The organism is Pseudomonas chlororaphis, from assembly GCF_001921865.1.
Lineage (GTDB): Bacteria > Pseudomonadota > Gammaproteobacteria > Pseudomonadales > Pseudomonadaceae > Aquipseudomonas > Aquipseudomonas chlororaphis_D.
The window spans coordinates 1-24,741 of the sequence record NZ_MSCT01000025.1 but is presented as its reverse complement, the minus strand read 5'-3'; the positions used below and the strand labels follow the sequence as shown (position 1 = coordinate 24,741).

Here is a 24,741-nt window from a genome sequence, read left to right as displayed (position 1 = left end):
GCTTGAGCTTTCGCATGTTCATGAGCGCAGTACCACGCCGCTGTCATCTTCCCACCACACGTACACCTGGTCGCCCCAGGTCGGACGCGCGCCGCGACGCTCGGCGTTGGCCACGAACGACTGCACCAGCTTGCCGCTCGGCAGTTCGACATAGAACACCGAATGCCCGCCCAGATAGGCGATGTCGTGCACCTTGCCGCTCGACCAGTTGTACTCGCACGTCGGCATGTCCGGGGTCACCAGGAGTTTTTCCGGGCGGATGGCGTAGGTCACCGACTTGTCCTGCACCGAGGTGCTGATGCCGTGACCGACGTAGATATTACGGTCCAGATCCTTGCAGGTGATGGTCGCGTGGCCTTCGGCATCGTCGATCACTTCGCCCTCGAAGATGTTGACGTTGCCGATGAACTCGCAGACCAGGCGGCTGGTCGGGGTTTCGTAGATGTCGATCGGGCTGCCGATCTGGGCGATCCAGCCCAGGTGCATGATGGCGATGCGTTCGGCCATGGTCATGGCCTCTTCCTGGTCGTGGGTCACCATCACGCAGGTCACGCCGACGCGCTCGATGATCTCCACCAGTTCCAACTGCATCTGCGAGCGCAGCTTTTTATCCAGGGCGCCCATGGGTTCGTCGAGCAGCAGCAACTTCGGGCGCTTGGCCAGGGAGCGGGCCAGGGCCACGCGCTGGCGCTGGCCGCCGGACAGCTGGTGCGGCTTGCGCTTGGCGTACTGGCTCATCTGCACCAGCTTGAGCATCTCGGTCACCCGGGCATCGATCTCGGCCTTGGGGATCTTGTCCTGCTGCAAACCGAAAGCAATGTTCTGCGCCACGGTCATGTGCGGGAACAGCGCATAGGACTGGAACATCATGTTGATCGGCCGCTCGTAGGGCGGCATGTCGGTGATGTCCACACCGTCCAGGTAGATACGCCCCTCCGTGGGCCGCTCGAAGCCTGCGAGCATGCGCAGCAGGGTGGACTTGCCCGAACCCGAGCCGCCGAGCAGGGCGAAAATCTCGCCTTTCTTGATTTCCAGGGACACGTCGTCCACGGCAATCGTCTCGTCGAACTTCTTCGTGACCCGGTCGATTTTGACCAGCACCTGCTTCGGTGTCTGGTCGCCCTCGAGGGCTTTCTTGTAGGCGCCGGAGGCAACTGCCATTTACGAAACTCCCAGAAAAAAAGAGTGCGGTTCGCCCGAGGCGGGCGAACCCAGGATAGCTAGAGCTTTAAGCCTTACTTGCCCGTCTTGACCTTGGTCCAGCTACGGGTCATCAAACGTTGCACTTTCGGGGGTAGCTCGAAGTTGACGAATGTCCTGTCGAGAACCGCCTGCGGTGGGTAAACCGCTTCGTCGGTGCGTATCGATTGCTCCATCAGTTTGTCCGACCCCGGGTTAGGGTTGGCGTAGCCGACGTAATCGCTGACCTGGGCGATCACCTCAGGTTGCAGCAAATAGTTGATGAAGGCATGGGCTTCCTTGACGTTGGTGGCATCCTTGGGGATCGCCAGCACGTCAAACCACAGGTTGCCGCCTTCTTTCGGAATCGCGTAGGCGATGTTTACGCCCTTGCCCGCCTCGGCCGCGCGGGCCTTGGCCTGGAACACATCGCCGGAGAAGCCGGCGGCCACGCAGATATTGCCGTTGGCCAGGTCCGAGATGTATTTGGAGGAATGGAAGTAGGTCACGTAGGGCCGCACTTTGAGCAGCTTCTCTTCGGCCTTCTTGTAGTCGGCCGGGTCGGTACTATTGGGGTTCAGCCCCATGTAGTTGAGCACTGCCGGCAGCATTTCGTCCGCCGAGTCCATGAACGACACGCCGCAGGTGGCGAGTTTCTTCATGTTTTCCGGCTCGAACAACACCGCCCAGGAATCAATATGGTCGACGCCCAGCACTTCCTTCACTTTATCGACGTTGTAACCGATGCCGTTGGTGCCCCACAGGTACGGCACGGCGTACTGGTTGCCCGGGTCGTTCTTTTCCAGGCGCTTGAGCAACGCCGGGTCAAGGTTTGAATAGTTGGTCAGCAAAGACTTGTCGAGCTTCTGGAACGCCCCGGCCTTGATCTGCTTGCCCAGGAAGTGGTTGGACGGCACCACCACGTCGTAACCGGTACGCCCGGCGAGCAACTTGCCTTCCAGGGTTTCGTTGGAGTCGAACACGTCGTACAGCGGCTTGATGCCCGTGGCTTTTTCAAAGTCGGCCAATGTGCTCTGACCGATGTAGTCAGACCAGTTATAAATATGCACGGTCGGCGCGGCATAGGCGCTGACGGCCAGCGTCAGTCCGGCACCCACCAGCATGGCTTTGCGAAATAAAGAAATAGGCAAGTGGAGGTCCTCTCAATAATTGGGCCTGAGTTGCTCGCGTTACATGACAGCCACTGGCCGCCCGGCAACAAAACCGGCGCGCAACTTACCCTCGATAAACCGATCCGGCAAAACTTTCTGTCATTTAATTGCTGCAAGGACCTGTAGCCGCCGCCGTGAGGCTGCAATCGACACCGCTGCCTCGAACAGTGCCTGGCCCTTTTCAGGGCCATCGCCGCCAGGAACAGCGGCTACAGGTTTGCCTTACTTACCGGATTTGATCTTGGTCCAGCTGCGAGTCAGGATCCGCTGGGTCGCCGCCGGCAAGTCGGCAATGGCGTACAGCTTGGCCTGCACGTCGGCAGGTGGGTAGATGCCCGGGTCGGCGGTGATGTCTTTATCGACCAGCGCTGTTGCAGCCGCGTTACCGTTCGGGAAACGCACGGCGTTGGTGATTTCCGCCATGATTTCCGGCTTCTGCAGGAAGGTCATGAACTTGTAGGCGCCTTCGACGTTTTCCGCATCCTTGGGGATCGCGACCATGTCGTAGAAGCTGCCGGCGCCTTCTTTCGGAATGTTGTAGCTGACCTTGACCTTGTCGCCGGCTTCGGCGGCGCGCGCCTTGGCCTGGTAGACGTCGCCCGAGTAACCGACGGCTACGCAGATGTTGCCGTTGGCCAGGTCAGAGATGTACTTGGAGGAGTGGAAGTAGCCGATCGAAGGACGGATCTTCAGGAACAGCGCTTCGGCCTCGGCCAGTTGCTTCTTATCCTGGCTGTCGGTCGGGTAGCCGAGGTAATGCAGGGCCACCGGAATCATTTCGGTTGGCGAATCGAGGAAGCTGATACCGCACGACTTCAACTTGGCTGCGTTCTCCGGCTTGAACAGCAGGTCCCAGGAGTTGGTCGGCGCATCGGCGCCCAGTGCGGCTTTGACTTTCTCGGCGTTGAAGCCGATACCGATCGAACCCCACATATAAGGGAAGGCATGCTGGTTACCCGGGTCGCTGACCGACACGGCCTTGAGCAGCGATTCATTGAGGTTTTTCCAGTTAGGCAGCTTGGACTTGTCCAGCTCCTGATAGACGCCGGCCTTGATCTGTTTGGCCAGGAAGTTGTTCGACGGTACGACGATGTCGTAACCGGACTTGCCCGCCAGCAACTTGGCTTCAAGCGTTTCGTTACTGTCGAACACGTCGTAGACGACCTTGATGCCCGACTCCGCTTCAAACTTCTTGATGGTGTCCGGCGCAATGTAGTCGGACCAGTTGTAAACGTGCAGCACCTTATCGTCCGCCTGCGCTGCCGCCGCCATCACGCCCATCAGGGACATGGCGAGGAGGGTCTTGCCAGCTATCTTCATACCTAATGCCTTCATGCGTAATGCTCCAATTATTCTTTTTAACCTTGTGTTCAGCGACCGGTTGCCGGGCAACTAAAAACAGGCGGTAGTCTGGCAAGTTCCAAGGCAGGCTTTCAAGAAAAGACCCATCCTTCATGACCGCCCCGAGCGAAGTACCGCAGGGTACTCCGCTCAGAGCCTAGCACTTAGCCTTGCAGCGCACTCAGGGTCAGGTCCAGGCACTTGCGCGCCTTGCTCACCAGCTCGTCGATCTCTTCCTTACTGATGACCAGCGGCGGCGCGATGATCATGGTGTCGCCCACGGCACGCATGATCAGGCCATTGTCGAAGCAGAACTGCCGGCAGATCATGCCCACGCCTTTTCCGACATAACGCGCCCGGGTAGCCTTGTCCTGAACCAGCTCGATGGCGCCCAACAGGCCGACTCCGCGAACCTCGCCCACCAACGGGTGATCGTTCAGTTCCCGCAGACGCTTCTGCAAATAGGGTGCCGTTTCTGCCTGGACGCGCTCGATAATTTTCTCTTCGCGCAGGATGCGGATGTTTTCCAGGGCCACGGCGGCGGCCACCGGATGCCCGGAATAGGTGAAACCGTGGTTGAAGTCGCCGCCCTCGTTGAGCACCGCCACCACTTCGTCGCGCACGACCAGGCCACCCATGGGGATGTAGCCGGAGGTCAGGCCCTTGGCGATGGTCATCATGTCCGGCTTGAGGTCGTAGAAATCGCTACCGAACCACTCACCCGTGCGCCCGAAACCGCAGATCACCTCGTCGGCGACGAACAGAATGTCGTACTTGGCGAGGATCTCCTTGATCCGCGGCCAGTAGCTTTGCGGCGGCACGATCACCCCGCCCGCGCCCTGGATCGGCTCGGCGATAAAGGCACCGACGTTATCGACGCCGACTTCGAGAATCTTCTCTTCCAGCTGGTTGGCCGCCCAGATACCGAACTCTTCCGGGGTCATGTCGCCGCCTTCGCCAAACCAGTAAGGCTGCGGGATATGCACGATGCCCGGGATCGGCAGGTCGCCCTGTTCGTGCATGTAGGTCATGCCGCCCAGGCTCGCGCCGGCCACGGTGGAGCCGTGGTAACCGTTGACGCGGCTGATGATGGTTTTCTTCTTCGGCTGGCCCTTGACCGCCCAGTAGTGGCGGACCATGCGCAGCATGGTGTCGTTACCTTCGGAACCGGAACCGGTGAAGAACACATGGTTCATGCCCTTCGGCGCGACATCGGCGATCGCCTTGGCCAGCTCCAGCGCCGGCGGGTGGGCGGTCTGGAAGAACAGGTTGTAATAAGGCAGCTCGCGCATCTGCTTGCTGGCGGCCTCGGCCAGCTCCTCGCGACCGTAGCCGACAGCCACGCACCACAGGCCGGCCATGCCGTCGAGGATCTTGTTGCCCTCGCTGTCCCAGAGATAAACGCCCTCGGCGTTGGTGATGATTCGCGGGCCCTTCTCCTTCAATTGCTTGAAGTCGCTGAACGGCGCCAGGTGATGCTCGTTGCTGAGGGTTTGCCACTCACGGGTTTGCGGGTTGTTGCTGGTCATTGGAACTCTCCTAGTTTTCCGGTGAGAGCGCCGCCGGTCAGGGCGGCGCCCCGCGCATCAGACGGCGAAGAGCAGGAACTCGCGCTCCCACGAACTGATGACGCGCTTGAAGTTTTCATGCTCGGCCCGCTTGACCGCGACGTAGCCAGTGATGAATTTCTTGCCCAGGTATTTCTCGATGGTCTTGCTGTTTTCCATGCGCTCCAGGGCGTCCTCGATGGTCAACGGCAAGCGCAGGTTGCGTCGCTCGTAACCACGACCAACCACCGGAGCACTCGGGTTATGGCCTTCGACCATGCCGATGAAGCCGCATAGCAGGCTCGCGGCGATGGCCAGGTATGGGTTGGCGTCGGCGCCCGGCAGGCGGTTTTCCACCCGACGGTTCTGCGGCCCGGCATCCGGTACGCGCAGGCCCACGGTACGGTTCTCCTCGCCCCACTCCACGTTCACCGGCGCCGAGGTGTCCGGCAGGAAGCGGCGGAACGAGTTGACGTTCGGCGCGAACAGCGGCAGCAGCTCGGGGATGAACTTCTGCAGGCCGCCGATGTGGTTGAGGAACAGTTGGCTCATGGTCCCGTCGTCATTGGAGAAGACGTTCTTGCCGGTCTCGATGTCGATGATGCTCTGGTGCAGGTGCATGGCGCTGCCCGGCTCGCCGGTCATCGGCTTGGCCATGAAGGTAGCGGCCACGTCGTGCTTGAGCGCGGCTTCACGCATGGTGCGCTTGAACACCAGGATCTGGTCGGCCAGGGACAGTGCGTCACCATGACGGAAGTTGATTTCCATCTGCGCCGTGCCGTCTTCGTGGATCAGCGTGTCGAGGTCCAGCTCCTGCAACTCGCACCAGTCGTAGACGTCCTCGAACAGCGGGTCGAATTCGTTGGCGGCTTCGATGGAGAACGACTGGCGACCGGTTTCCGGGCGACCGGAGCGGCCGACCGGCGGCTGCAGCGGGTAGTCCGGGTCGTCGCTGCGCTTGGTCAGGTAGAACTCCATTTCCGGCGCCACGATCGGCTGCCAGCCGTGGTCGGCGTAGAGTTTCAGGACCTTCTTGAGCACGTTGCGCGGCGACAGCTCGATCGGGTTGCCCTGCTTGTCGTAGGTGTCGTGGATCACCTGGGCGGTCGGCTCGATGGCCCACGGCACCATGAACACCGCGTTCTGGTCCGGGCGGCAGACCATGTCGATGTCGGCCGGGTCCAGCAGTTCGTAATAGATGTCGTCTTCGACATAGTCGCCGGTAACCGTCTGCAGCAGCACGCTCTCGGGCAGCCGCATGCCTTTCTCGGCGATGAACTTGTTGGTCGGCGAGATCTTGCCCCGGGTGATCCCGGTCAGGTCGCCAATCATGCATTCGACTTCTGTGATCTTGTGGTCTTTCAACCAATCGGTGAGCTGGTCGAGGTTGTTACTCATAAATGCCTCTAGGCGTGAGTTTCCTGGCTCTTATAAGCCAGGGATGTTTGACGCGTTGGCGCCGCGTGGTAGTGCCCGCTCGCGAAAAGCATCGCCAGATGCCTGGAAAGCGACAAGACCGGGAGCGTAAGAGCTTACCTGCCCTGGCGAGCGCCGTCGCATTCCTGCTGCATGCGCAGAAGCGGCGGCAATCCCCCGTGCGCCGACGGGACCGTGGCAGAGCAAAAATGCGGTTCTGGAGGGCGAGGCGGTAAAGAAGATGTCGTCCAGACCGTCCAGAATATCGGACGGGAACGGGTGGATCATGGACACGCCCCTGGCTGCTGTTGCCACTGCGCGAGCGGACTTGTCGGCAACGATGGGACAAGCATGCAGACCGATCTGCCTGGAGCAGGCGGTGATGCCGATTAACGGCAGGCGAGACATGAAACACCCCGGTATTATTGCTGTTATGGGTTTGATTCGAGCTTAGCCTTGTTCATTTTTTTACACAACACCCCCGTAAAAAATACAACACGGCCCGCTCAAGCCTGCGGCAACCAAGGCCTGCACAGCCTTAAAAGCGCCCCAAAAATGCCCTGCGAGCGCTTTTTTAGGGCAAAAAAGGCCTCGCTTGACTTCGGCATGCCGTTCGGGTTGACTGAAACCTGAAAAGATCAATGATTGATATTTTTAACAACGGTTATTTTTAATAACAAAGGTGTTGCATCATGTCGGTACCCCCGCGTGCCGTTCAGCTTAACGAAGCGAACGCGTTCCTTAAGGATCATCCTGAGGTTCTGTACGTAGACCTTCTAATTGCGGATATGAATGGTGTGGTGCGCGGCAAGCGCATCGAACGCACCAGCCTCCACAAGGTTTACGAGAAGGGCATTAACCTGCCTGCCTCTTTATTTGCCCTGGATATCAACGGCTCGACGGTGGAAAGCACCGGCCTGGGTCTGGACATCGGCGATGCCGACCGGATCTGCTATCCAATCCCCGACACCCTGTGCAATGAACCCTGGCAAAAGCGCCCGACCGCGCAACTGCTGATGACCATGCACGAACTCGAAGGCGATCCTTTCTTCGCCGACCCTCGCGAAGTACTGCGCCAGGTCGTGACCAAGTTCGACGAACTCGGCCTGACCATCTGCGCCGCGTTCGAGCTGGAGTTCTACCTGATCGACCAGGAGAACGTGAACGGCCGGCCACAGCCGCCACGCTCGCCGATCTCCGGCAAGCGCCCGCATTCGACCCAGGTCTACCTGATCGACGACCTCGACGAATACGTCGACTGCCTGCAGGACATTCTCGAAGGCGCGAAAGAACAAGGCATCCCCGCCGACGCCATCGTCAAGGAAAGCGCCCCGGCGCAGTTCGAAGTGAACCTGCACCACGTTGCCGACCCGATCAAAGCCTGCGACTACGCGGTACTGCTCAAGCGCCTGATCAAGAACATCGCCTACGACCATGAGATGGACACCACCTTCATGGCCAAGCCTTACCCAGGCCAGGCGGGCAATGGCCTGCACGTCCATATTTCGGTCCTGGACAAAGACGGCAAGAATATTTTTGCCAGCGAGGATCCCGAGCAGAACGCCGCACTGCGTCACGCGATCGGCGGTGTGCTCGAGACCCTACCGGCGCAGATGGCCTTCCTCTGCCCGAACGTCAACTCCTACCGTCGTTTCGGCGCGCAGTTCTACGTACCGAACTCGCCGAGCTGGGGCCTGGACAACCGCACCGTGGCCCTGCGCGTGCCGACCGGGTCGGCCGATGCAGTCCGCCTGGAGCACCGCGTGGCCGGCGCCGACGCCAACCCGTACCTGTTGATGGCTTCGGTCCTGGCGGGCGTGCACCACGGCCTGACCAACAAGATCGAGCCACCGGCCCCGACCGAAGGCAACAGCTACGAGCAGAACGAGCAAAGCCTGCCGAACAACCTGCGCGACGCGTTGCGCGAGCTGGACGACAGCGAAGTCATGGCCAAGTACATCGACCCGAAATACATCGATATCTTCGTGGCCTGTAAAGAGAGCGAGCTGGAAGAGTTCGAACACTCCATCTCCGACCTCGAGTACAACTGGTACCTGCATACCGTGTAAGCGGTTGCCACTAAAAAAACGCCACGGGCCGCACAAGCCTGTGGCGTTTTTTTATGGCCGCCTTCCGGCGGATCGCGGGCAAGCCTCGCTCCTACAGAAGCAACGCAAACCTTGTAGGAGCGAGGCTTGCCCGCGAAGGCGTCCTGGCAGACAACGCACAACACGCCTCGTACAATGCCCGCTGCCCTGTGAGGAGACCGTAATGACCCGCCCCGCCCCCCTTCGCAAACCCCGCGCGCGCAGCCAGGCCCGGATCGACTCGATACTCGACGCCGCCCGCACCCTGCTCGCCGCCGAGGGCGTGGCCAGCCTGTCGATCTACAGCGTGGCCGAACGCGCGGACATCCCGCCCTCCTCGGTCTATCACTTCTTCGCCAGCGTTCCTGCCCTGCTCGAGGCCCTGACCGCCGACGTTCACGCGGCGTTCCGCGCCTGCCTGCAAGAGCCCATCGAGCACGCCTCGCTGCGCGACTGGCGCGACCTGTCGCGCCTGGTCGAACAGCGCATGCTGGAGATCTACAGCGACGACGCCGCAGCTCGCCAACTGATCCTCGCCCAGCACGGCCTCACCGAGGTCACCCAGGCCGACCGCCAGCACGACATCGAACTGGGCGACCTGATGCACAAGCTGTTCGACCAGCACTTCCAACTGCCGGCGCTGCCCGAGGATGTCGATGTGTTCGCCCTGGCCATGGAGCTGGGCGACCGTGTCTACGCACGCTCGGTGCAGCAGCACGGGCAGATCACCGGGCGCATGGCCGAGGAAGGCATGCGCGTGTTCGACGCCTACCTGGGGCTGTACCTGCCGCCCTACCTGCCCAAGCGCGAGCTGCCGCGGGCGGGCTGATACCCCATCGCGAGCTTGCTCGCGATAACGGCCTCGACCTCTCCACGCCACTCACTCCAAACGCCATCCCACCCCAACAAAAAGCCCCGAAGGGCTCGCGCCGTCCGGGGCCGGTTGTCGCGCACCGATCACAACTTGGCGATCGACACCTCGGTGGACTTCACGAACGCGATCACTTCGCTGCCGATCGCCAGCTCCAGCTCGCGGACCGAACGGGTGGTGATCACCGACGTGACAATGCCAGAGGCGGTCTGTACATCGATTTCCGACAGCACGTCGCCTTCGACGATTTCCTTGATGGTGCCTTTGAACTGGTTGCGAACGTTGATGGCCTTGATAGTCATGGTGTTGATTCCTGTCGTGGTAGAGGGTGTGAGGTTGTTACTGCGCCCAACGCAATTGCGTGGGCAAGGGTGAAACGGGTTCCGGCTCGGGTGGCGACCCGGGCAGCGACAACACGCGGTTGAGGACTTCGGCTTCCAGCGCGGCCAGGCGATGGGAGCCCCGCACCCGCGGACGCGGCAGCTCCACCAGCAAGTCGAGACCGACCTCGCCTTCTTCGATCAGGATCACCCGATCGGCCACCGCCACCGCTTCGCTGACATCGTGGGTGACCAGCAGGACGGTGAAGCCATGCTGCTGCCACAGGCGCTCGATCAACTGCTGCATCTCGATCCGGGTCAGGGCATCCAGCGCGCCCAGCGGCTCGTCCAGCAGCAACAGGCGCGGCTGGTGAATCAGCGCTCGGGCCAGGGCCACCCGCTGCTTCTGGCCGCCGGACAAAGCCGCTGGCCACTCGTTGGCGCGATCGGCCAGGCCGACCGCTTCCAGGGCTTCCAGGGCCTGCGCGCGCCAGTTGCCCTTGAGGCCCAGGCCAACGTTGTCGATGACTTTCTTCCAGGGCAGCAGGCGCGCCTCCTGGAACATCAGGCGAGTGTCCTCGATGGCCTCGCTCAGCGGCGCGGCGCCGGCCAGCAGCTCCCCACCAGTGGGCTTGTCGAGGCCTGCCAGCAAGCGCAGCAAGGTACTCTTGCCGCAGCCGCTACGGCCGACCACCGCAACGAATTGCCCGGCCGGGATATGCAGGTCGATCTCGCGCAGCACCTGGCGCGAACCAAAGGTCTTTTGCAGTTTGCGCACCGCCAGCGGAATACCGCGCAGCAGGCGTGGAGGTTGTTGAGCCGTCATTGCGCACCGCCCTTGGCCACTTGATAGGCCGGATGCCAGCGCAGCCAGGCGCGTTCCAGGCCCCGTGCGGCGAGGTCAGCCAGTTTGCCGAGTACGGCGTACATGACGATGGCCAGCACCACCACGTCGGTCTGCAGGAATTCCCGGGCGTTCATCGCCAGGTAACCGATGCCGGAGCTGGCCGAAATGGTTTCCGCGACGATCAGCGTCAGCCACATGAAGCCCAGGGCGAACCGCACGCCCACCAGGATCGACGGCAAGGCGCCGGGCAGGATCACCTGGCGGAACAGGGCAAAACCGCTCAGGCCATAACTGCGCGCCATCTCCACCAGCGCCGGATCGACGTTGCGGATGCCGTGATAGGTGTTCAGGTAGATCGGGAACAGCGTGCCCAGGGCCACCAGGAAAATCTTCGCCGACTCGTCGATGCCGAACCACAGGATCACCAGGGGAATCAGCGCCAGGTGCGGCACGTTACGGATCATCTGCACCGAGCTGTCCAGCAGGCGTTCGCCCCACTTCGACAGGCCGGTGACGAAACCCAGGGCCAGGCCGATGCCGCCGCCGATCAGGAAACCGATCGCCGCGCGCCAGCCGCTGATGGCCAGGTGAGTCCAGATTTCGCCGCTGCGGACCAGTTCGACCCCAGCGGCGATCACCGCGCTGGGTGCCGGCAGGATGCGCGTCGACAGCCAGCCGGCCGAGACCGACAGCTGCCACACCGCCAGCAGTAGCAGCGGCAGGGCCCAGGGCGCCAGGCGATGCAGCAAGGTTTGTCTATTCATGGCCACGCCTCAGCTCTGGGACGCAGCTTTGGGGAGGATGTCGTTGGCGACCATTTCGCCGAACGGGCTGACGTACCCGGCCCCCTTGGGCAGCTCGGGACGTTCGATATCCAGGTGCGGGAACAGCAACTCGGCCACTCGATACGACTCTTCCAGGTGCGGATAACCGGAGAAGATAAAGGTGTCGATACCGAGGTCCGCGTACTCCTTCATCCGCGCCGCCACGGTCGGACCATCGCCGACCAGCGCGGTGCCCGCGCCGCCGCGTACCAGGCCGACGCCGGCCCAGAGGTTGGGGCTGACTTCCAATTTGTCGCGGCGCCCGCCATGCAAGGCCGCCATGCGTTGCTGGCCGACCGAGTCGAAACGCGCCAGGGACGCCTGGGCCCGGGCGATGGTGTCATCGTCCAGATGGGAAATCAGGCGTTCGGCCGCTTGCCAGGCTTCGGCGTTGGTTTCGCGCACGATCACGTGCAGGCGAATGCCGAAGCGCACGCTGCGCCCCTGCTTGGCGGCCTTGGCCCGGACCTGCTCGATCTTCTCGGCCACCGCGGCCGGCGGTTCGCCCCAGGTCAGGACCATCTCCACCTGCTCGGCGGCCAGGTCCTGCGCGGCCTCCGAAGAGCCGCCGAAATACAGCGGCGGACGCGGTTGCTGGATCGGCGGATAGAGCAGCTTGGCGCCCTTCACGCTGATGTGCTGGCCGTCGTAGTCGACGGTTTCGCCTTCCAGCACACGACGCCAGATGCGGGTGAACTCCACCGACGCCTGGTAGCGCTCTTCGTGACTGAGGAACAGGCCGTCGCCGGCCAGTTCGTCCGGATCGCCGCCGGTCACCAGGTTGAACAGCGCCCGGCCGCCGGACAAGCGATCCAGGGTCGCCGCCTGACGCGCCGCCACCGTCGGGGAAATGATCCCCGGGCGCAGCGCCACCAGGAACTTCAGGCGCTGGGTCACCGGAATCAGCGAGGCCGCCACCAGCCAGGAGTCCTCGCAGGAACGCCCGGTGGGGATCAGCACGCCGCCGAAACCGAGACGGTCGGCCGCCTGGGCGATCTGTTGCAGGTAACCGTGGTCGACGGCGCGAGCGCCTTCGGCGGTGCCAAGGTAATGGCCGTCGCCGTGGGTAGGCAGGAACCAGAAAATATTGAGGCTCATGGAGTTGTCTCCTAAGGGAATCGAATTACGGCGCTTTGGCAACGGCGGCTGGCGGCGTCCAGATCACGTCTTTGATGCTCAGGGCTTTGGGGATCAGCTTGAGCTGGTGGAAGCTGTCGGCGATTTTCTGTTGGGCCGCCACCACCTCCGGGGTCAGGAACTGCGCGCCATAACCCTGGCGTTTCACCGAGGTCAGGGTGATGTCCGCGGGCAGGCCGAGCAGCGGCGCCACCTGCTGGGTCACCTCATTCGGGTTGGCCTTGGACCATTCACCCACCGCGCGCACTTCTTCCACCAGGGTCTTGATCACCTCGGGGTGCTGCTGCGCATAGGGTTTGGTCGCCAGGTAGAACTGGTGGTTGTCGACGATGCCGCTGCCGTCGCGCAGGGTGCGGGCTTGCAGCTGTTGCTCGGCCGCCGCCTGGTAAGGGTCCCAGATCACCCAGGCATCGACGCTGCCACGCTCGAAAGCGGCGCGGGCATCGGCCGGCGGCAGGAACACGGTCTGGATGTCGCTGTACTTGAGGCCGGCGTCTTCAAGGGCGCGGACCAACAGGTAGTGGACGTTGGAGCCTTTGTTGAGGACGACTTTCTTGCCCTTGAGCTGCGCCACCGATTCGATCGGCGAGCCCTTGGGCACCAGGATCGCTTCGCTGGTCGGCGCCGGCGGCTCGTAGGCCACGTACAGCAGGTCGGCGCCGGCGGCCTGGGCAAACACGGGCGGGGTTTCGCCGGTGACGCCGAAGTCGATCGAGCCGACGTTCAGGCCTTCCAGCAACTGCGGGCCGCCGGGGAATTCCGTCCATTGCACCTGCACGCCCTGCTCCGCCAGGCGCTTCTCCAGCGAACCCTTGGCCTTGAGCAGCACCAGGGTGCCGTACTTCTGATAACCGATACGCAGGGTCTCGGCCGCGTGGGCTTGAACGATGGCGCCGAAGGACACAGCCGCAGCAAGCAGAGCGACCAGACCACGACGCAAAATCACAGGGCGCATGGCGCTCTCCTTTTTGCTGTTGGGTTTTGGCTGCACCTGCTAAGCCGTTAGCGGCTGAGTAAGGTGAGTGATGCAAATTCCGGGTAGGGCTCAAATGCTCCAGCGAGCACTCAACAAACGGTCGTTCAACAGATTCGGGTCCAGCGGCTTGGGACGTCGCGCCATGGCGCTGTGGAACTGCTCCAGCGCCTCGCGCAAACGCTGTTCCAAGGCGGGTGCCAACTGTGCCTGGGCGCTGCCTTCGCCGTAGGCGATCTGGCTGTCCTCGGCGAAGATGCCCTGGAGCATCTCCTGGGCCTTCAAGGCCGACAGCACCGGCTTGAGCGCGTAGTCCACCGCCAACATGTGGGCGATGCTACCGCCCGTGGCCATCGGCAGCACTACCTTGTGATTCAGGGCGCGCTCCGGCAGCAGGTCGAGCAGGGTTTTCAGCGCGCCGGAAAACGATGCCTTGTAGACCGGAGTGGCGATCAGCAGGCCATCGGCCTGTTCGATCTGTTGCAACAGGTCGATCACCATCGGGCTGTCGAAGCGTGCGTGGAGCAGGTCTTCGGCCGGAAAATCCCGTACCTGGTAATCGACCACTTCCACACCTTGTTGCTGCAACCAGCGTTTGGCGTGTTCCAGCAGCACCCCGGAACGGGAGCGTTGGCTAGGACTGCCACCGAGTGAGACGACCAGCATGCAGGGATATCCTTTACGGTGATGGGCGATTCGCGGTTTGCGATCTCGCTGAGCTGAGCAGACCTTAACAGCCTATTTATATATCCATAAATCTTATTTATTCATTTGTTTATTCCACAAATGAATATAAAAATTCAAATTTTCCAGACAAAAAAATAGGCCGTCGAAACGGCCTTAAAACCCCTGCTTTGTGGATGCGATACACGACCTGTAGAGGCGAGGCCGGCCTGCGACAGCGTCATCCGCGATATCGCGCCATGGGCAAGCCTCGCTCCTGCGGTCCGTGGTGTTAACGGTTGGGCTGCGGCGTCAGGCGCAGGTAGGGTTTGACCGCGCGATAGCCCTTGGGGAAACGCTGCTTGATTTCGTCTTCGTCCTTGAGCGACGGCACGATCACCACCTCGTCGCCGTCCTGCCAGTTGGCCGGCGTGGCCACCTTGTAGTTGTCGGTCAGTTGCAGCGAGTCGATCACCCGCAGGATCTCGTGGAAGTTGCGCCCGGTACTGGCCGGATAGGTAATGGTCAGGCGCACCTTCTTGTTCGGGTCGATGACGAACAGCGAACGCACGGTCAGGGTGTCGCTGGCGTTCGGGTGGATCAGGTCGTACAGGTCCGAGACCTTGCGGTCGGCGTCGGCCAGGATCGGGAAATTGACGACGGTGTCCTGGGTTTCGTTGATGTCCTCGATCCAGCGGTGGTGCGAGTCCACCGGGTCCACCGACAGGGCAATGGCTTTCACCCCGCGCTGGGTGAACTGCTCCTTGAGCTTGGCGGTGAACCCCAACTCCGTGGTGCACACCGGGGTGAAGTCCGCCGGATGGGAAAACAGCACGCCCCAGCTGTCGCCGAGCCACTCATGGAAACGAATCTTGCCGGCACTGGAATCCTGTTCGAAGTCGGGGGCGATATCGCCCAGTCTGAGGCTCATGTTGCTGCTCCTGTGAGTGCGTTATGAGCTCTACTCTGCCTGCGCCGAAGGATATTTAAAAAGAATAAATGTCGATTTATCTAGATCGAAAGTGAATATTAAAAATCTCTTCACTGGATTCGCGCGCGCTCAGGGCACACCATCTTCGACAAGGTTCGAGAAGGCCTTGAGTAGCTGTAAAGAGGGGTTTCAGGGAGGACCTGCGGGGGTGGGTCCGACCTGGATGACAACACCTCGCCCGGCATTGCGCCGGGCGAGGTTTTAACGTCGGATTACAACAGCGGAATCGAGTAGCTGACGATCAGACGGTTTTCATCCTGGGAACGCTGGCCCGGGATGTCGTTACGCCACATGGCGTTCTTCCAGGTCAGGCCGAGGTTTTTCAGCGGGCCTTCCGGAATCACGTAGGCCACGGTCAGGTCGCGTTCCCATTCGCTGGCGTTGGTCGCCGAAACGGTACGCTGAGGCAGGACCGAGCCTTCTTTGCCGGTGGTGTCGATGTTGTCGCCACGCAGGTAGATCACACCGGCGGTCAGGCCAGGTACGCCGACCTTGGCGAAATCGTAGGAGTAGCGAGCTTGCCAGGTACGTTCGCCGGCACGGGCGAACTTGGCGATCTGCATGTCGGTGGTCAGGTACGCCGACGAGCCGTCACCCTGGTTCAGCCAAGGGAAGTCGCTGTCGCCGTTACTCACCTGGTAACCGCCACCGAAGGTGTGGCCGTTGACCGAGTACAGGAACAGGCCGCTGATCAGGTTGTTGTCGACCTTGCCCTTGGTGATGCCGGTGCCGTAGTCGCCAGTGGTGTAGTAGGCCGGATCGTGGCCGTTGGCACCGTCGTTGCGGCTGTTGAAGTAGCGCAAGTCAGACTTCAATACGCCCGGGCCGATCGCCCAGTTGTGCAGCAGGCCAACGAAGTGCTGCTTGTAGAAGTCTTGCAGGTTGCCGTAGTAGTACTGAGCCGTCAGATCCTTGGTGATCTTGTAGTCGCCACCACCGTAGATGAACTTGTTGCTATCGCGGCCGGCAGCGGTGTGCGCGTTGGCGCCAGCGATCGACAGTTCTTCGTTGTTGCTCGAGTTACGGCCCTTGGCGTGCTCGATCTGACCACCGACCAGTGTCAGGTCCTTGATGTCGTTCGAGGTGATCTGACCACCCTGGAAGGTCTGCGGCAGCATACGACCGTCGTTGGTCACGATGACCGGCAGTTTTGGCTGCAGGGTGCCCAGCTTCAGTTCGGTTTGCGAGATCTTGGCCTTGGCAGTCAGGCCCAGGCTGGAGTAGTTGTCTACCGCTTCGCCGTTGGACTTGCTTGGGAATACGGTGCCGCCATAGGAAGTAGCGGTAGCGCCGTTGGTGCCGCCGCCCGAATCCAGCTTGATGCCCAGCAGGCCGATGGCGTCGAGACCGAAGCCCACGGTGCCTTCGGTGTAGCCGGAAGTGAAGTTGAGCTGGAAGCCTTGGCCCCACTCTTCTTGCTTGCTCTGCGCACCGGACGCTTTGGTGTCGCTGTCGCGGTTATCCGTGTTGATATAGAAGTTACGCAGACCCAGAGTGGCCTTGCTGTCTTCGATGAAACCGGCGGCGCCTGCCTGCTGCGCCAGAACCCCAACGGCCACAGCCAGGGCCAAGGTGGACTTGTTCATGTTTCGCTCCTCTCGTTTCTAATTCTTGTGTACTCAGGCCCAGGGTCTTATGCCCCGGGTCCATCGGTGGGCGATTAGCGCCAGACCGTGACCGATAAGTCAATCGTAACTATCTGTGTCTACGACCAAGGTCTAATCGCATTGATTGGGTCCTTGCAGGGTAATGAATTTCTCATAAACCCAAAAAGAATTATTTCGTTCTTTTTCATGCCATTCGGAAATATGCCAAGGTGCACGTCTTGAGCCGTGGCACAAGGTATCGGCGCCCTATCTGATTCCTGAATGGTATTTCCCTGCTAAGCCTTAGATCGATCAGTTACAACATAAGCCAGATACGTCAACCAGTATCAAAAAGGCGACGCAATAATGGCTAAACGTGAATGCTCTCGTCAATTTGTTACAGTTTTTGTATCGCCGACATTTATTTTTCTGAAATAAAAACCGTGCCCGGCAAACACAGCAAAAAACCCGCTCCTGTCAAGAGCGGGTTTCTGGGCTAACGATCGTTCAGAGGGCTTTTTCGAAGATTTTCGAATTGCGCTGGTAGTTGTACAGCGAGGCCCGCGCAGAAGGCAGGCGCTCGACGCTGCTCGGCGCAAAACCGCGCTCGCGGAACCAGTGGGCGGTACGGGTGGTGAGGACAAACAGGGTTTTCAGGCCCTGGGCCCGGGCCCGGGTCTCGATCCTTTCCAACAATTCGTCGCCACGACCGCCGTGGCGGTATTCGGGGTTCACCGCCAGACAGGCCAACTCGCCGGCATCGGAGTCGGCAATCTGGTAGAGCGCCGCGCAGGCAATGATCATGCCCTCGCGCTCGACCACGCTGAACTGTTCGATTTCACGCTCGAGCACCTCGCGCGAGCGCCGCACCAGGATCCCTTGCTCTTCCAGCGGGCTGATCAGATCCAGCAAACCGCCGACGTCTTCGATGGCCGCTTCGCGCACCAGCTCGAACTGCTCCTGGGCCACCAACGTACCGCCACCGTCGCGGGTGAACAGTTCGGTCAGCAGCGCGCCGTCTTCGGCGTAACTGACAATATGGCTGCGCCCCACTCCGCCTCGGCAGGCTTCGGCCGCCGCGTCGAGCAATTCCGCCTGATAGTTGCCGCCCAGGCGCTGTAAATGCGCCGGTACCTGTTGCGGGCGCAACTCGCGCACCAGATGGCCGCTGGCATCCAGCAAGCCTTGCTCGGCGCCGAACAGCAGCAGCTTGTCTGCTCCCAGGTCGATGGCGGCGCGGGTGGCGACGTCTTCGCAGGCGAGGTTGAAGATTTCCCCGGTCGGCGAGTAGCCCAACGGCGACAGCAAGACGATCGAACGCTCGTCCAGCAGACGGTTGATACCTTTGCGGTCGACCCGACGCACTTCGCCAGTGTGGTGATAGTCGACGCCTTCGAGCACGCCGATCGGCCGGGCGGTGACCAGGTTGCCGCTGGCTACCCGCAGCCGCGAGCCCTGCATCGGCGAGGACGCCATGTCCATGGACAGCCGCGCCTCGATGGCGATACGCAACTGGCCGACGGCGTCGATCACGCATTCCAGGGTCGCCGCATCGGTGATCCGCATGCCGTGATGGTAGTGCGGGGTCAGGCCACGCGCGGCCAGGCGGGTTTCGATCTGGGGACGCGAGCCGTGCACCAGCACCAGGCGTACACCCATGCTGTGCAGCAGCACCAGGTCGTGGACGATATTGCCGAAGTTCGGGTGCTCGACGCCGTCGCCGGGCAGCATGACGACGAAGGTGCAGTCGCGGTGGGCATTGATATAGGGAGAAGCGTGACGCAGCCAATTGACGTATTCGGGCATAACCTGAGCCTGTAAATAAGAGCAGCCTATAAAAGGACGAAACGGAAAAACGCACAGCGGGCTGGTGGTTATCGTCGGAACAGGCTTGGCGACACGCTCGCTCTCCTTTAGGTACGGGCTCGATCGTCGGTGATTTAGCGAAAAATCAGCCCGGCGTCAGGCAGTAATGGTTAATCAGTTCACGTAATAGATGCACGGTAGGCTGCAAGCGTGACATTTCGAGGTATTCCCCCGGCTGGTGCGCGCAGGCGATGTCGCCCGGGCCCAGCACCAGCGTCTCGCAGCCAAGGCGCTGAAGATAAGGCGCTTCGGTGCCGAACGCTACTGCTTCGGCGCGATGGCCGGTCAGGCGCTCCGCGATCCGCACCAGTTCGGCATCTTCGACCTGCTCGAACGACGGCGCCTCGGGAAACAGCGGCGCGTAGTCGATCTGCACCTGGTGCCGCTCGGCCACGGACACCAGCTTCTGCCGGATCGCCGCCCGTAGCGCTTGCGGGTCCATGCCCGGCAGAGGCCGCAGGTCGAACTCCAGCGAACATTGGCCGCAGATGCGGTTCGGGTTGTCGCCGCCGTGGATGCAACCCAGGTTCAGGGTCGGCTGCGGCACGCTGAATTGCGGATTGCGGAACTCGCGCTGCCACGACAGGCGCAGGCCCCGCAGTTCGCCGATGGCGTCGTGCATGGCTTCCAGGGCGCTGCGGCCCAGGCTCGGGTCGGAGGAATGGCCGCTGCGCCCGAGAATATCGATGCGCTCCATCATCACGCCTTTGTGCATGCGGATCGGCTTGAGCCCGGTCGGCTCGCCGATCACCGCGGCGCGTCCCAGGGGCCGGCCGGCTTCGGCCAGGGCCCGGGCGCCGGCCATGGAGCTTTCTTCGTCGCAGGTGGCAAGCACCAGCAGCGGTTGCTTGAACGGCTGGTCCAGCAACGGCCGGACGGCCTCGATGATCAGGGCGAAAAAGCCCTTCATGTCGCAGCTGCCCAGGCCGACCCAACGCCCGTCGACCTCGGTGAGTTTCAGCGGATCGGTCTGCCACAGCGCGCCGTCGAAGGGTACGGTGTCGCTGTGCCCGGCCAGCACCAGGCCGCCGGGGCCGCTGCCGAAACTCGCGAGCAGGTTGAATTTGCCGGGGCTGACTTGCTGGATATCACAGGCAAAACCCAGGTCGCCGAGCCAGGTCGCCAGCAGGTCGATGACCGTGCGGTTGGATTGGTCCAGCGCCGGCTGGGTACAACTGACCGAAGGTGCGGCAATCAGCGCAGCGAACTGCTCTTTCATGGACGGCAATGGCATGCGCTGGCTCCCTGGTTGCAAGACGAGGCCCATCATAGAGCCATCCTGCAACAGGAATAAACCGTCACGGCGCCTCGATGCGGCGAGTCCTGTACACTGCACGGCCTTGGCAGCCACACATTCCCCCGGCTGCATCCCCGATCCTGGATTTTCCGGCCATGCAGAAAGAAACCGAAATCAAACTCCGCGTCAGCCGCGAAACCCTCGCCGCCCTGCGTGAGCACCCGCTCCTGAAAAAACGCAACAAAAGTGGCTGGGAACACCGTGAGCTGATGAACCAGTACTTCGACACGCCCGAGCGCGACCTGGCCCGCGCCAAGGTCGCCCTGCGCCTGCGCCGCGACGGCGAAGAAGTGATCCAGACCCTCAAGACCCGCGGCCAGAGCATCGCCGGCCTGTCGGAGCGCAACGAGTACGACTGGCACCTGGCCAAAGCCAAGCTCGACCTGAAGAAACTCGACGGCGAATGCTGGCCGGAACAGCTGGCCGAGCTGGACAAGAAAACCCTCAAGCCGATCTTCACCACCGATTTCGTCCGCGAACGCGCGGAAATCGCCTGGGGCCGCGGCAAAGCCAAGGTAGTGATCGAAGCCGCGCTGGACCTGGGCCAGGTCATTGCCGGCAAGCAGAAAGAAGAAATCTGCGAACTGGAGCTGGAACTGCGCGAAGGCGAACCGGCCGCCCTGCTGGAACTGGCGGCAGAACTCGCGGCCAGCCTGCCGCTGATGCCCTGCGACATCAGCAAGGCCGAGCGCGGCTACCGCCTGTTCGATGCCAACAGCTATTCCCTGAGCCTGCCCGCGCCGGAGCTGAGTGCCGAGATGCCGCTGGACGATGCCTTCGCGGCACTGGCCTGGCACCTGCTGGGCAGCAGCCAGCGCCTGGCCGAGCAATATCGCTTCAACGGTCACTGGCGCCTGCTGCAGGACTGGGTCGACAACCTGGCGGAACTGCGCGCCCTGGCCAGCAGCCTGGGCCAGGCCGCGCCGCGCCAGGCAACCGCCGAACTGCGCGCCGCGCTGGACGGCCTGCTGGAAGACTGGCGCCCGCTGGTCCAAGCCGGCCAGGACGACGAAGACGTGCGCAAGGCCGCGCCGGAACAGTTCGTCGAAGAGCTGCAAGACGTGCGCTGGGGTCTGTTCTCGCTGAACACCTCGCGCTGGCTGCTGGCCCGCAGCTGGGCCGCCGAGCGCAATACCCGCGGCAATCGCCAGGGTGCGGCGCAACTGGGCAGCTGGTTGCCACGCCTGCTGGCCGAGGAAGCCAGCTCCCTGCAACTGCCGCGCTACCAGCAGCAGCCGGAAGACCTCGCCGAGCAACTGCCGCGTATCGAACGTATCCAGGCCTGGCTGCACCACGCGCGCAACGCGCTGGACATCCCCGAGCTGGACCGTCTGTACGGCGAGCTGAACAAGCTGGCGCAACTGGCCAACGAACCGATCACCGACGAAGCCCTGGACGCCCGCAAGCAGCAGGCGATCACGGTGTTCCAGAACCGCGCCTGGAAAACCTTGCTGCGCATGTAAGGGCTTCATCGCGAGCAGGCTCGCTCCTACAAGACCTGCGTAGTCCCTGTAGGAGCGAGTTTGCTCGCGATAGCGTCAGCCGCAACACCATCCCGCTTAGCGCAATACTGGCAAGCTGGTGGTGGACTTGATCTCCGACAGCGCCACGATCGAATTCACCTCCTGGATCCCCGGCACCATCGACAGTTTCTCGAAGAAGAAACGCTCGTAAGCCTCGATGTCCGCCGTCACGATGCGCAGCAAGAAATCCACCGCCCCCATCAGCACATAACACTCCAGCACTTCCGGAAAACCGCGAATCGCCTCGGTGAACTCGGTGAAGTTGGAACGGCCGTGGGCGTTGAGTTTGACCTCGGCGAAGATCTGCGTGTTGAGGCCGATTTTCTTGCGGTCGAGCAAGGTCACCTGACCGCGGATCACTCCCTCTTCCTTGAGCCGCTGGATACGCCGCCAGCACGGCGACTGCGACAACCCCACCTGCTCGGCGATCTGCGCGCTGGACAGCGAAGCGTCCTCTTGCAGCAGTGCCAGAATGCGCCGGTCGTAAGCGTCCAGCTCGCTATGCATATAAATTCCCCAATAACTTATCAAGACGAATCAGATGATTCGTAAATTGCGAAAACTCCTTCATCTTAGATAAGAAATACCCGAAACCGAATGTAAAAATTTCTCCACTTCCCAGGAGAATCCCATGCCCCGTCTTGAAGCTGTCAGTTCCCGCGCCGATGTGTGGAATGTCGCCAACACCCATTGCCGGGTGCACTACCAGTTGGTCAGCGATGCCGAGACGGACGTGTTGTGCCGAGTGCTCAACCATTTCGCCCTGCAATCCCTGCTGCCGCAACAAGTCCAGGTACGGCAACAGGACGATTCGCTGCTGATGGACATCGTGCTCGACGGCCTGAGCTGGCACCGCGCGCAAGTCATCGCAGAAAAACTGCGCAACCTGATCAGCGTGTCGTCGGTGCAACTGCAACGTGCCGAGCACGAGGCGTTGCAGGCGGTCGGCTGAGGGCTCCCGGCAAAATCCGGCAACGCTTGAGCGACTGGCGGTCGCCGCCCCGGGACTATTCTTGGCAATCCGTGGTCAGAGGCGCATCTACCCAGGCCGCTGCCGCCGGATTGTTCACAAGGAGCCCGCATGTCCGTTCCCCTCGTCACCCAGGATCGCTGGCTGGATCTCAACGATCTGCTGCGCGATCTGGTCGCCCAGGGTTTCATCGGCCAGGACTCGGCCGAACAGGCCCTGAGCACGCGTCGCAGCGCCGCCAACAGCCAACTGCACCCGCTGGAATTTCTCGCCAGCCAGCACCTGAACGACCTCAGCCGCCCCGGCAAGCGCCTGGACCTGGAAACCCTGACCCAGTGGCTGGCACACCAGGCCGGCCAGCCGTACCTGCGCATCGACCCGCTGCACATCGACGTCGCCGCCATCACCCCGCTGATGTCCTACGCCTTCGCCCAGCGCCATAAGATCCTCGCGGTATCGATCGATCGCGAGGCCGTCACCGTGGCCAGCGCCCAGCCGTATGTCGGCGCTTGGGAAGCCGACCTGACCCACGTGCTGAAACTGCCGATCAAGCGAGTGGTGGCCAACCCGCTGGAGATCCAGCGCCTGACCGTGGAATTCTTCCGCCTGGCCAAATCGGTCACCGGCGCCAGCGCCGAGCAGAAGAGCCACGCCCCGGGCAACCTCGAACAACTGCTCAACCTCGGTGCCAGCGACCAGGAGCCGGACGCCAACGACGCACACATCGTCAACATCGTCGACTGGCTGTTCCAGTACGCCTTCCAGCAGCGCGCCAGCGATATCCACATCGAACCGCGCCGCGAGCACGGCAGCGTGCGTTTTCGCATCGACGGGGTGCTGCACAACGTCTACCAGTTCCCGCCCCAGGTCACCATGGCCGTCGTCAGCCGCCTGAAAAGCCTGGGTCGGATGAACGTCGCGGAAAAACGCAAACCCCAGGATGGCCGGGTCAAGACCAAGCCCCCCGAGGGCGGCGAAGTGGAGTTGCGCCTGTCGACCCTGCCCACCGCCTTCGGCGAGAAAATGGTCATGCGGATCTTCGACCCCGAGGTGCTGCTCAAGGACTTCGACCAGCTGGGCTTCTCCAGCGACGACCTGCGCCGCTGGCAGGACATGACCCGCCAGCCCAACGGCATCATCCTGGTCACCGGCCCCACCGGCTCGGGCAAGACCACCACCCTGTACACCACCCTGAAACGACTGGCGACGCCGCAGGTCAACCTCTGCACCATCGAAGACCCGATCGAGATGGTCGAGCCGGCGTTCAACCAGATGCAGGTCCAGCCCAACATCGAGCTGACCTTCGCCAGCGGCGTGCGCGCCCTGATGCGCCAGGACCCGGACATCATCATGATCGGCGAGATCCGCGACCTGGAAACCGCGGAAATGGCGATCCAGGCCGCGCTTACCGGCCACCTCGTGCTGTCGACCCTGCACACCAACGACGCGCCCGGCGCCATCAGCCGCCTGCTGGAACTGGGCATCGCGCCCTACCTGATCAAGGCCACGCTGCTGGGGGTCATGGCCCAACGCCTGGTGCGCACCCTATGCTCGCACTGCAAGACCCCGATGACGCTGGTGGAAAGTGACTGGCAAAACCTGACCCGGCCCTGGCAGGCGCCGTTGCCCGGCCACGCCCACCAGGCCACCGGCTGCGCGGAATGTCGCGATACCGGTTATCGGGGCCGCGCCGGAGTGTATGAAATCATGCCATTGAGTGATCGCCTGAAAGACCTGATAACCGCCGATGCCGACCTGCTCGCCATACGCCGCCTGGCCTTTGCGGAAGGCATGCGCAGCTTGCGTCTGTCGGGCGCGCAGAAAGTCGCGGCCGGGTTGACAACGCTTGAGGAAATATTGCGCGTCACGCCACAAAGCGAGCAGCGATAGCCTCCCTCCCAGCCACGTTGCGCGACCCTGGACTACGCTTAGCCACAGATCAAGGCAAGCAGGGAACAGGCATGAACATCCGTCAGAAAATGATCGTCTCTGGAGCAGTCAGCGTGCTGGCCATCGCCCTCGTAGCGGGTATCGGCTGGTGGGGTCAGACGCAGCTGGCCAACGCCCTGGCGGACAGCCAGCTGAACGCCAGTGCGCTGCGCAACCACCTGGAAGCCGACATGATGCACGA

The 24,741-nt window shown here is 62.1% G+C and carries 21 protein-coding genes; 5 read left to right on the top strand and 16 right to left on the bottom strand.

What is annotated here, in order from left to right; translation table 11 throughout:
- Positions 1-18 precede the first annotated feature (18 nt).
- From BTN82_RS29570 to BTN82_RS29550, 5 genes are all read right to left on the bottom strand, one after another.
- Complete coding sequence (locus BTN82_RS29570; protein ID WP_075122536.1) at positions 19-1,161, bottom strand: ABC transporter ATP-binding protein; 1,143 nt, start codon at positions 1,159-1,161, stop codon at positions 19-21.
- Between the two features lie 74 nt (positions 1,162-1,235).
- Positions 1,236-2,330, bottom strand: coding sequence for a polyamine ABC transporter substrate-binding protein (locus BTN82_RS29565; protein ID WP_075122535.1), 1,095 nt, complete (start codon positions 2,328-2,330; stop codon positions 1,236-1,238).
- A 243-nt stretch (positions 2,331-2,573) separates the two neighbouring features.
- Positions 2,574-3,671, bottom strand: coding sequence for a polyamine ABC transporter substrate-binding protein (locus BTN82_RS29560; RefSeq protein WP_075122534.1), 1,098 nt, complete (start codon positions 3,669-3,671; stop codon positions 2,574-2,576).
- 185 nt (positions 3,672-3,856) lie between these two features.
- Positions 3,857-5,221 (bottom strand): aspartate aminotransferase family protein, encoded by a 1,365-nt coding sequence (locus BTN82_RS29555; RefSeq protein WP_075122533.1) that lies wholly within the window; start codon positions 5,219-5,221, stop codon positions 3,857-3,859.
- A 57-nt stretch (positions 5,222-5,278) separates the two neighbouring features.
- Positions 5,279-6,637 carry a glutamine synthetase family protein gene (locus tag BTN82_RS29550; protein WP_075122532.1) on the bottom strand — a complete coding sequence of 453 codons (1,359 nt, stop codon included), beginning with the start codon at positions 6,635-6,637 and terminating at the stop codon, positions 5,279-5,281.
- 710 nt (positions 6,638-7,347) lie between these two features.
- Between BTN82_RS29550 and BTN82_RS29545 the strand changes: the two genes are divergently transcribed.
- Entirely contained in the window at positions 7,348-8,724 is a 1,377-nt protein-coding gene (locus BTN82_RS29545; protein WP_075122531.1) for a glutamine synthetase family protein, read from the top strand.
- 202 nt (positions 8,725-8,926) lie between these two features.
- Positions 8,927-9,571: a TetR/AcrR family transcriptional regulator gene (locus BTN82_RS29540; RefSeq protein ID WP_075122530.1), complete on the top strand. Its 645-nt coding sequence runs from the start codon at positions 8,927-8,929 to the stop codon at positions 9,569-9,571.
- Between the two features lie 128 nt (positions 9,572-9,699).
- On the opposite strand, the gene BTN82_RS29535 is transcribed toward BTN82_RS29540, so the two are convergent.
- The 10 genes from BTN82_RS29535 to argE form a co-directional block, all read right to left on the bottom strand.
- Entirely contained in the window at positions 9,700-9,915 is a 216-nt protein-coding gene (locus tag BTN82_RS29535) for a molybdopterin-binding protein (RefSeq protein WP_007928303.1), read from the bottom strand.
- A gap of 37 nt (positions 9,916-9,952) precedes the next feature.
- Complete coding sequence (gene ssuB / locus BTN82_RS29530; protein ID WP_075122529.1) at positions 9,953-10,759, bottom strand: aliphatic sulfonates ABC transporter ATP-binding protein; 807 nt, start codon at positions 10,757-10,759, stop codon at positions 9,953-9,955.
- The gene (gene ssuC / locus BTN82_RS29525; RefSeq protein WP_075122528.1) at positions 10,756-11,544 is read right to left on the bottom strand and encodes an aliphatic sulfonate ABC transporter permease SsuC; all 789 of its coding nucleotides are present in this window, start codon (positions 11,542-11,544) and stop codon (positions 10,756-10,758) included. Before ssuC ends, ssuB begins: the two co-directional genes overlap by 4 nt.
- Positions 11,545-11,553: 9 nt before the next feature.
- Positions 11,554-12,702, bottom strand: a complete 1,149-nt coding sequence (gene ssuD, locus BTN82_RS29520; RefSeq protein WP_075122527.1) for an FMNH2-dependent alkanesulfonate monooxygenase — start codon at positions 12,700-12,702, stop codon at positions 11,554-11,556.
- 25 nt (positions 12,703-12,727) lie between these two features.
- Positions 12,728-13,696 (bottom strand): sulfonate ABC transporter substrate-binding protein, encoded by a 969-nt coding sequence (locus tag BTN82_RS29515; RefSeq protein WP_075122526.1) that lies wholly within the window; start codon positions 13,694-13,696, stop codon positions 12,728-12,730.
- 90 nt (positions 13,697-13,786) lie between these two features.
- The gene (ssuE, locus tag BTN82_RS29510) at positions 13,787-14,380 is read right to left on the bottom strand and encodes an NADPH-dependent FMN reductase (RefSeq protein ID WP_038574950.1); all 594 of its coding nucleotides are present in this window, start codon (positions 14,378-14,380) and stop codon (positions 13,787-13,789) included.
- Between the two features lie 289 nt (positions 14,381-14,669).
- Complete coding sequence (locus BTN82_RS29505) at positions 14,670-15,308, bottom strand: peroxiredoxin (protein WP_075122525.1); 639 nt, start codon at positions 15,306-15,308, stop codon at positions 14,670-14,672.
- A 272-nt stretch (positions 15,309-15,580) separates the two neighbouring features.
- A complete protein-coding gene (locus tag BTN82_RS29500; RefSeq protein WP_075122524.1) occupies positions 15,581-16,954 on the bottom strand; it encodes an OprD family porin in 1,374 nt (457 codons plus the stop codon).
- A gap of 507 nt (positions 16,955-17,461) precedes the next feature.
- Positions 17,462-18,760 (bottom strand): amino-acid N-acetyltransferase, encoded by a 1,299-nt coding sequence (gene argA / locus BTN82_RS29495; RefSeq protein WP_075122523.1) that lies wholly within the window; start codon positions 18,758-18,760, stop codon positions 17,462-17,464.
- A gap of 145 nt (positions 18,761-18,905) precedes the next feature.
- Positions 18,906-20,054: an acetylornithine deacetylase gene (argE, locus tag BTN82_RS29490; protein WP_075122716.1), complete on the bottom strand. Its 1,149-nt coding sequence runs from the start codon at positions 20,052-20,054 to the stop codon at positions 18,906-18,908.
- Positions 20,055-20,212: 158 nt separating this feature from the next.
- On the opposite strand from argE, the gene BTN82_RS29485 reads away from it, so the two are divergent.
- The gene (locus BTN82_RS29485) at positions 20,213-21,580 is read left to right on the top strand and encodes an inorganic triphosphatase (protein WP_075122522.1); all 1,368 of its coding nucleotides are present in this window, start codon (positions 20,213-20,215) and stop codon (positions 21,578-21,580) included.
- Between the two features lie 96 nt (positions 21,581-21,676).
- On the opposite strand, the gene BTN82_RS29480 is transcribed toward BTN82_RS29485, so the two are convergent.
- Complete coding sequence (locus tag BTN82_RS29480) at positions 21,677-22,147, bottom strand: Lrp/AsnC family transcriptional regulator (RefSeq protein WP_007928270.1); 471 nt, start codon at positions 22,145-22,147, stop codon at positions 21,677-21,679.
- A 124-nt stretch (positions 22,148-22,271) separates the two neighbouring features.
- Between BTN82_RS29480 and BTN82_RS29475 the strand changes: the two genes are divergently transcribed.
- Together BTN82_RS29475 and BTN82_RS29470 are read left to right on the top strand one after the other, a co-directional pair.
- Complete coding sequence (locus BTN82_RS29475) at positions 22,272-22,592, top strand: hypothetical protein (RefSeq protein WP_075122521.1); 321 nt, start codon at positions 22,272-22,274, stop codon at positions 22,590-22,592.
- 129 nt (positions 22,593-22,721) lie between these two features.
- A complete protein-coding gene (locus BTN82_RS29470) occupies positions 22,722-24,500 on the top strand; it encodes a GspE/PulE family protein (RefSeq protein WP_075122520.1) in 1,779 nt (592 codons plus the stop codon).
- Positions 24,501-24,741 lie beyond the last annotated feature (241 nt).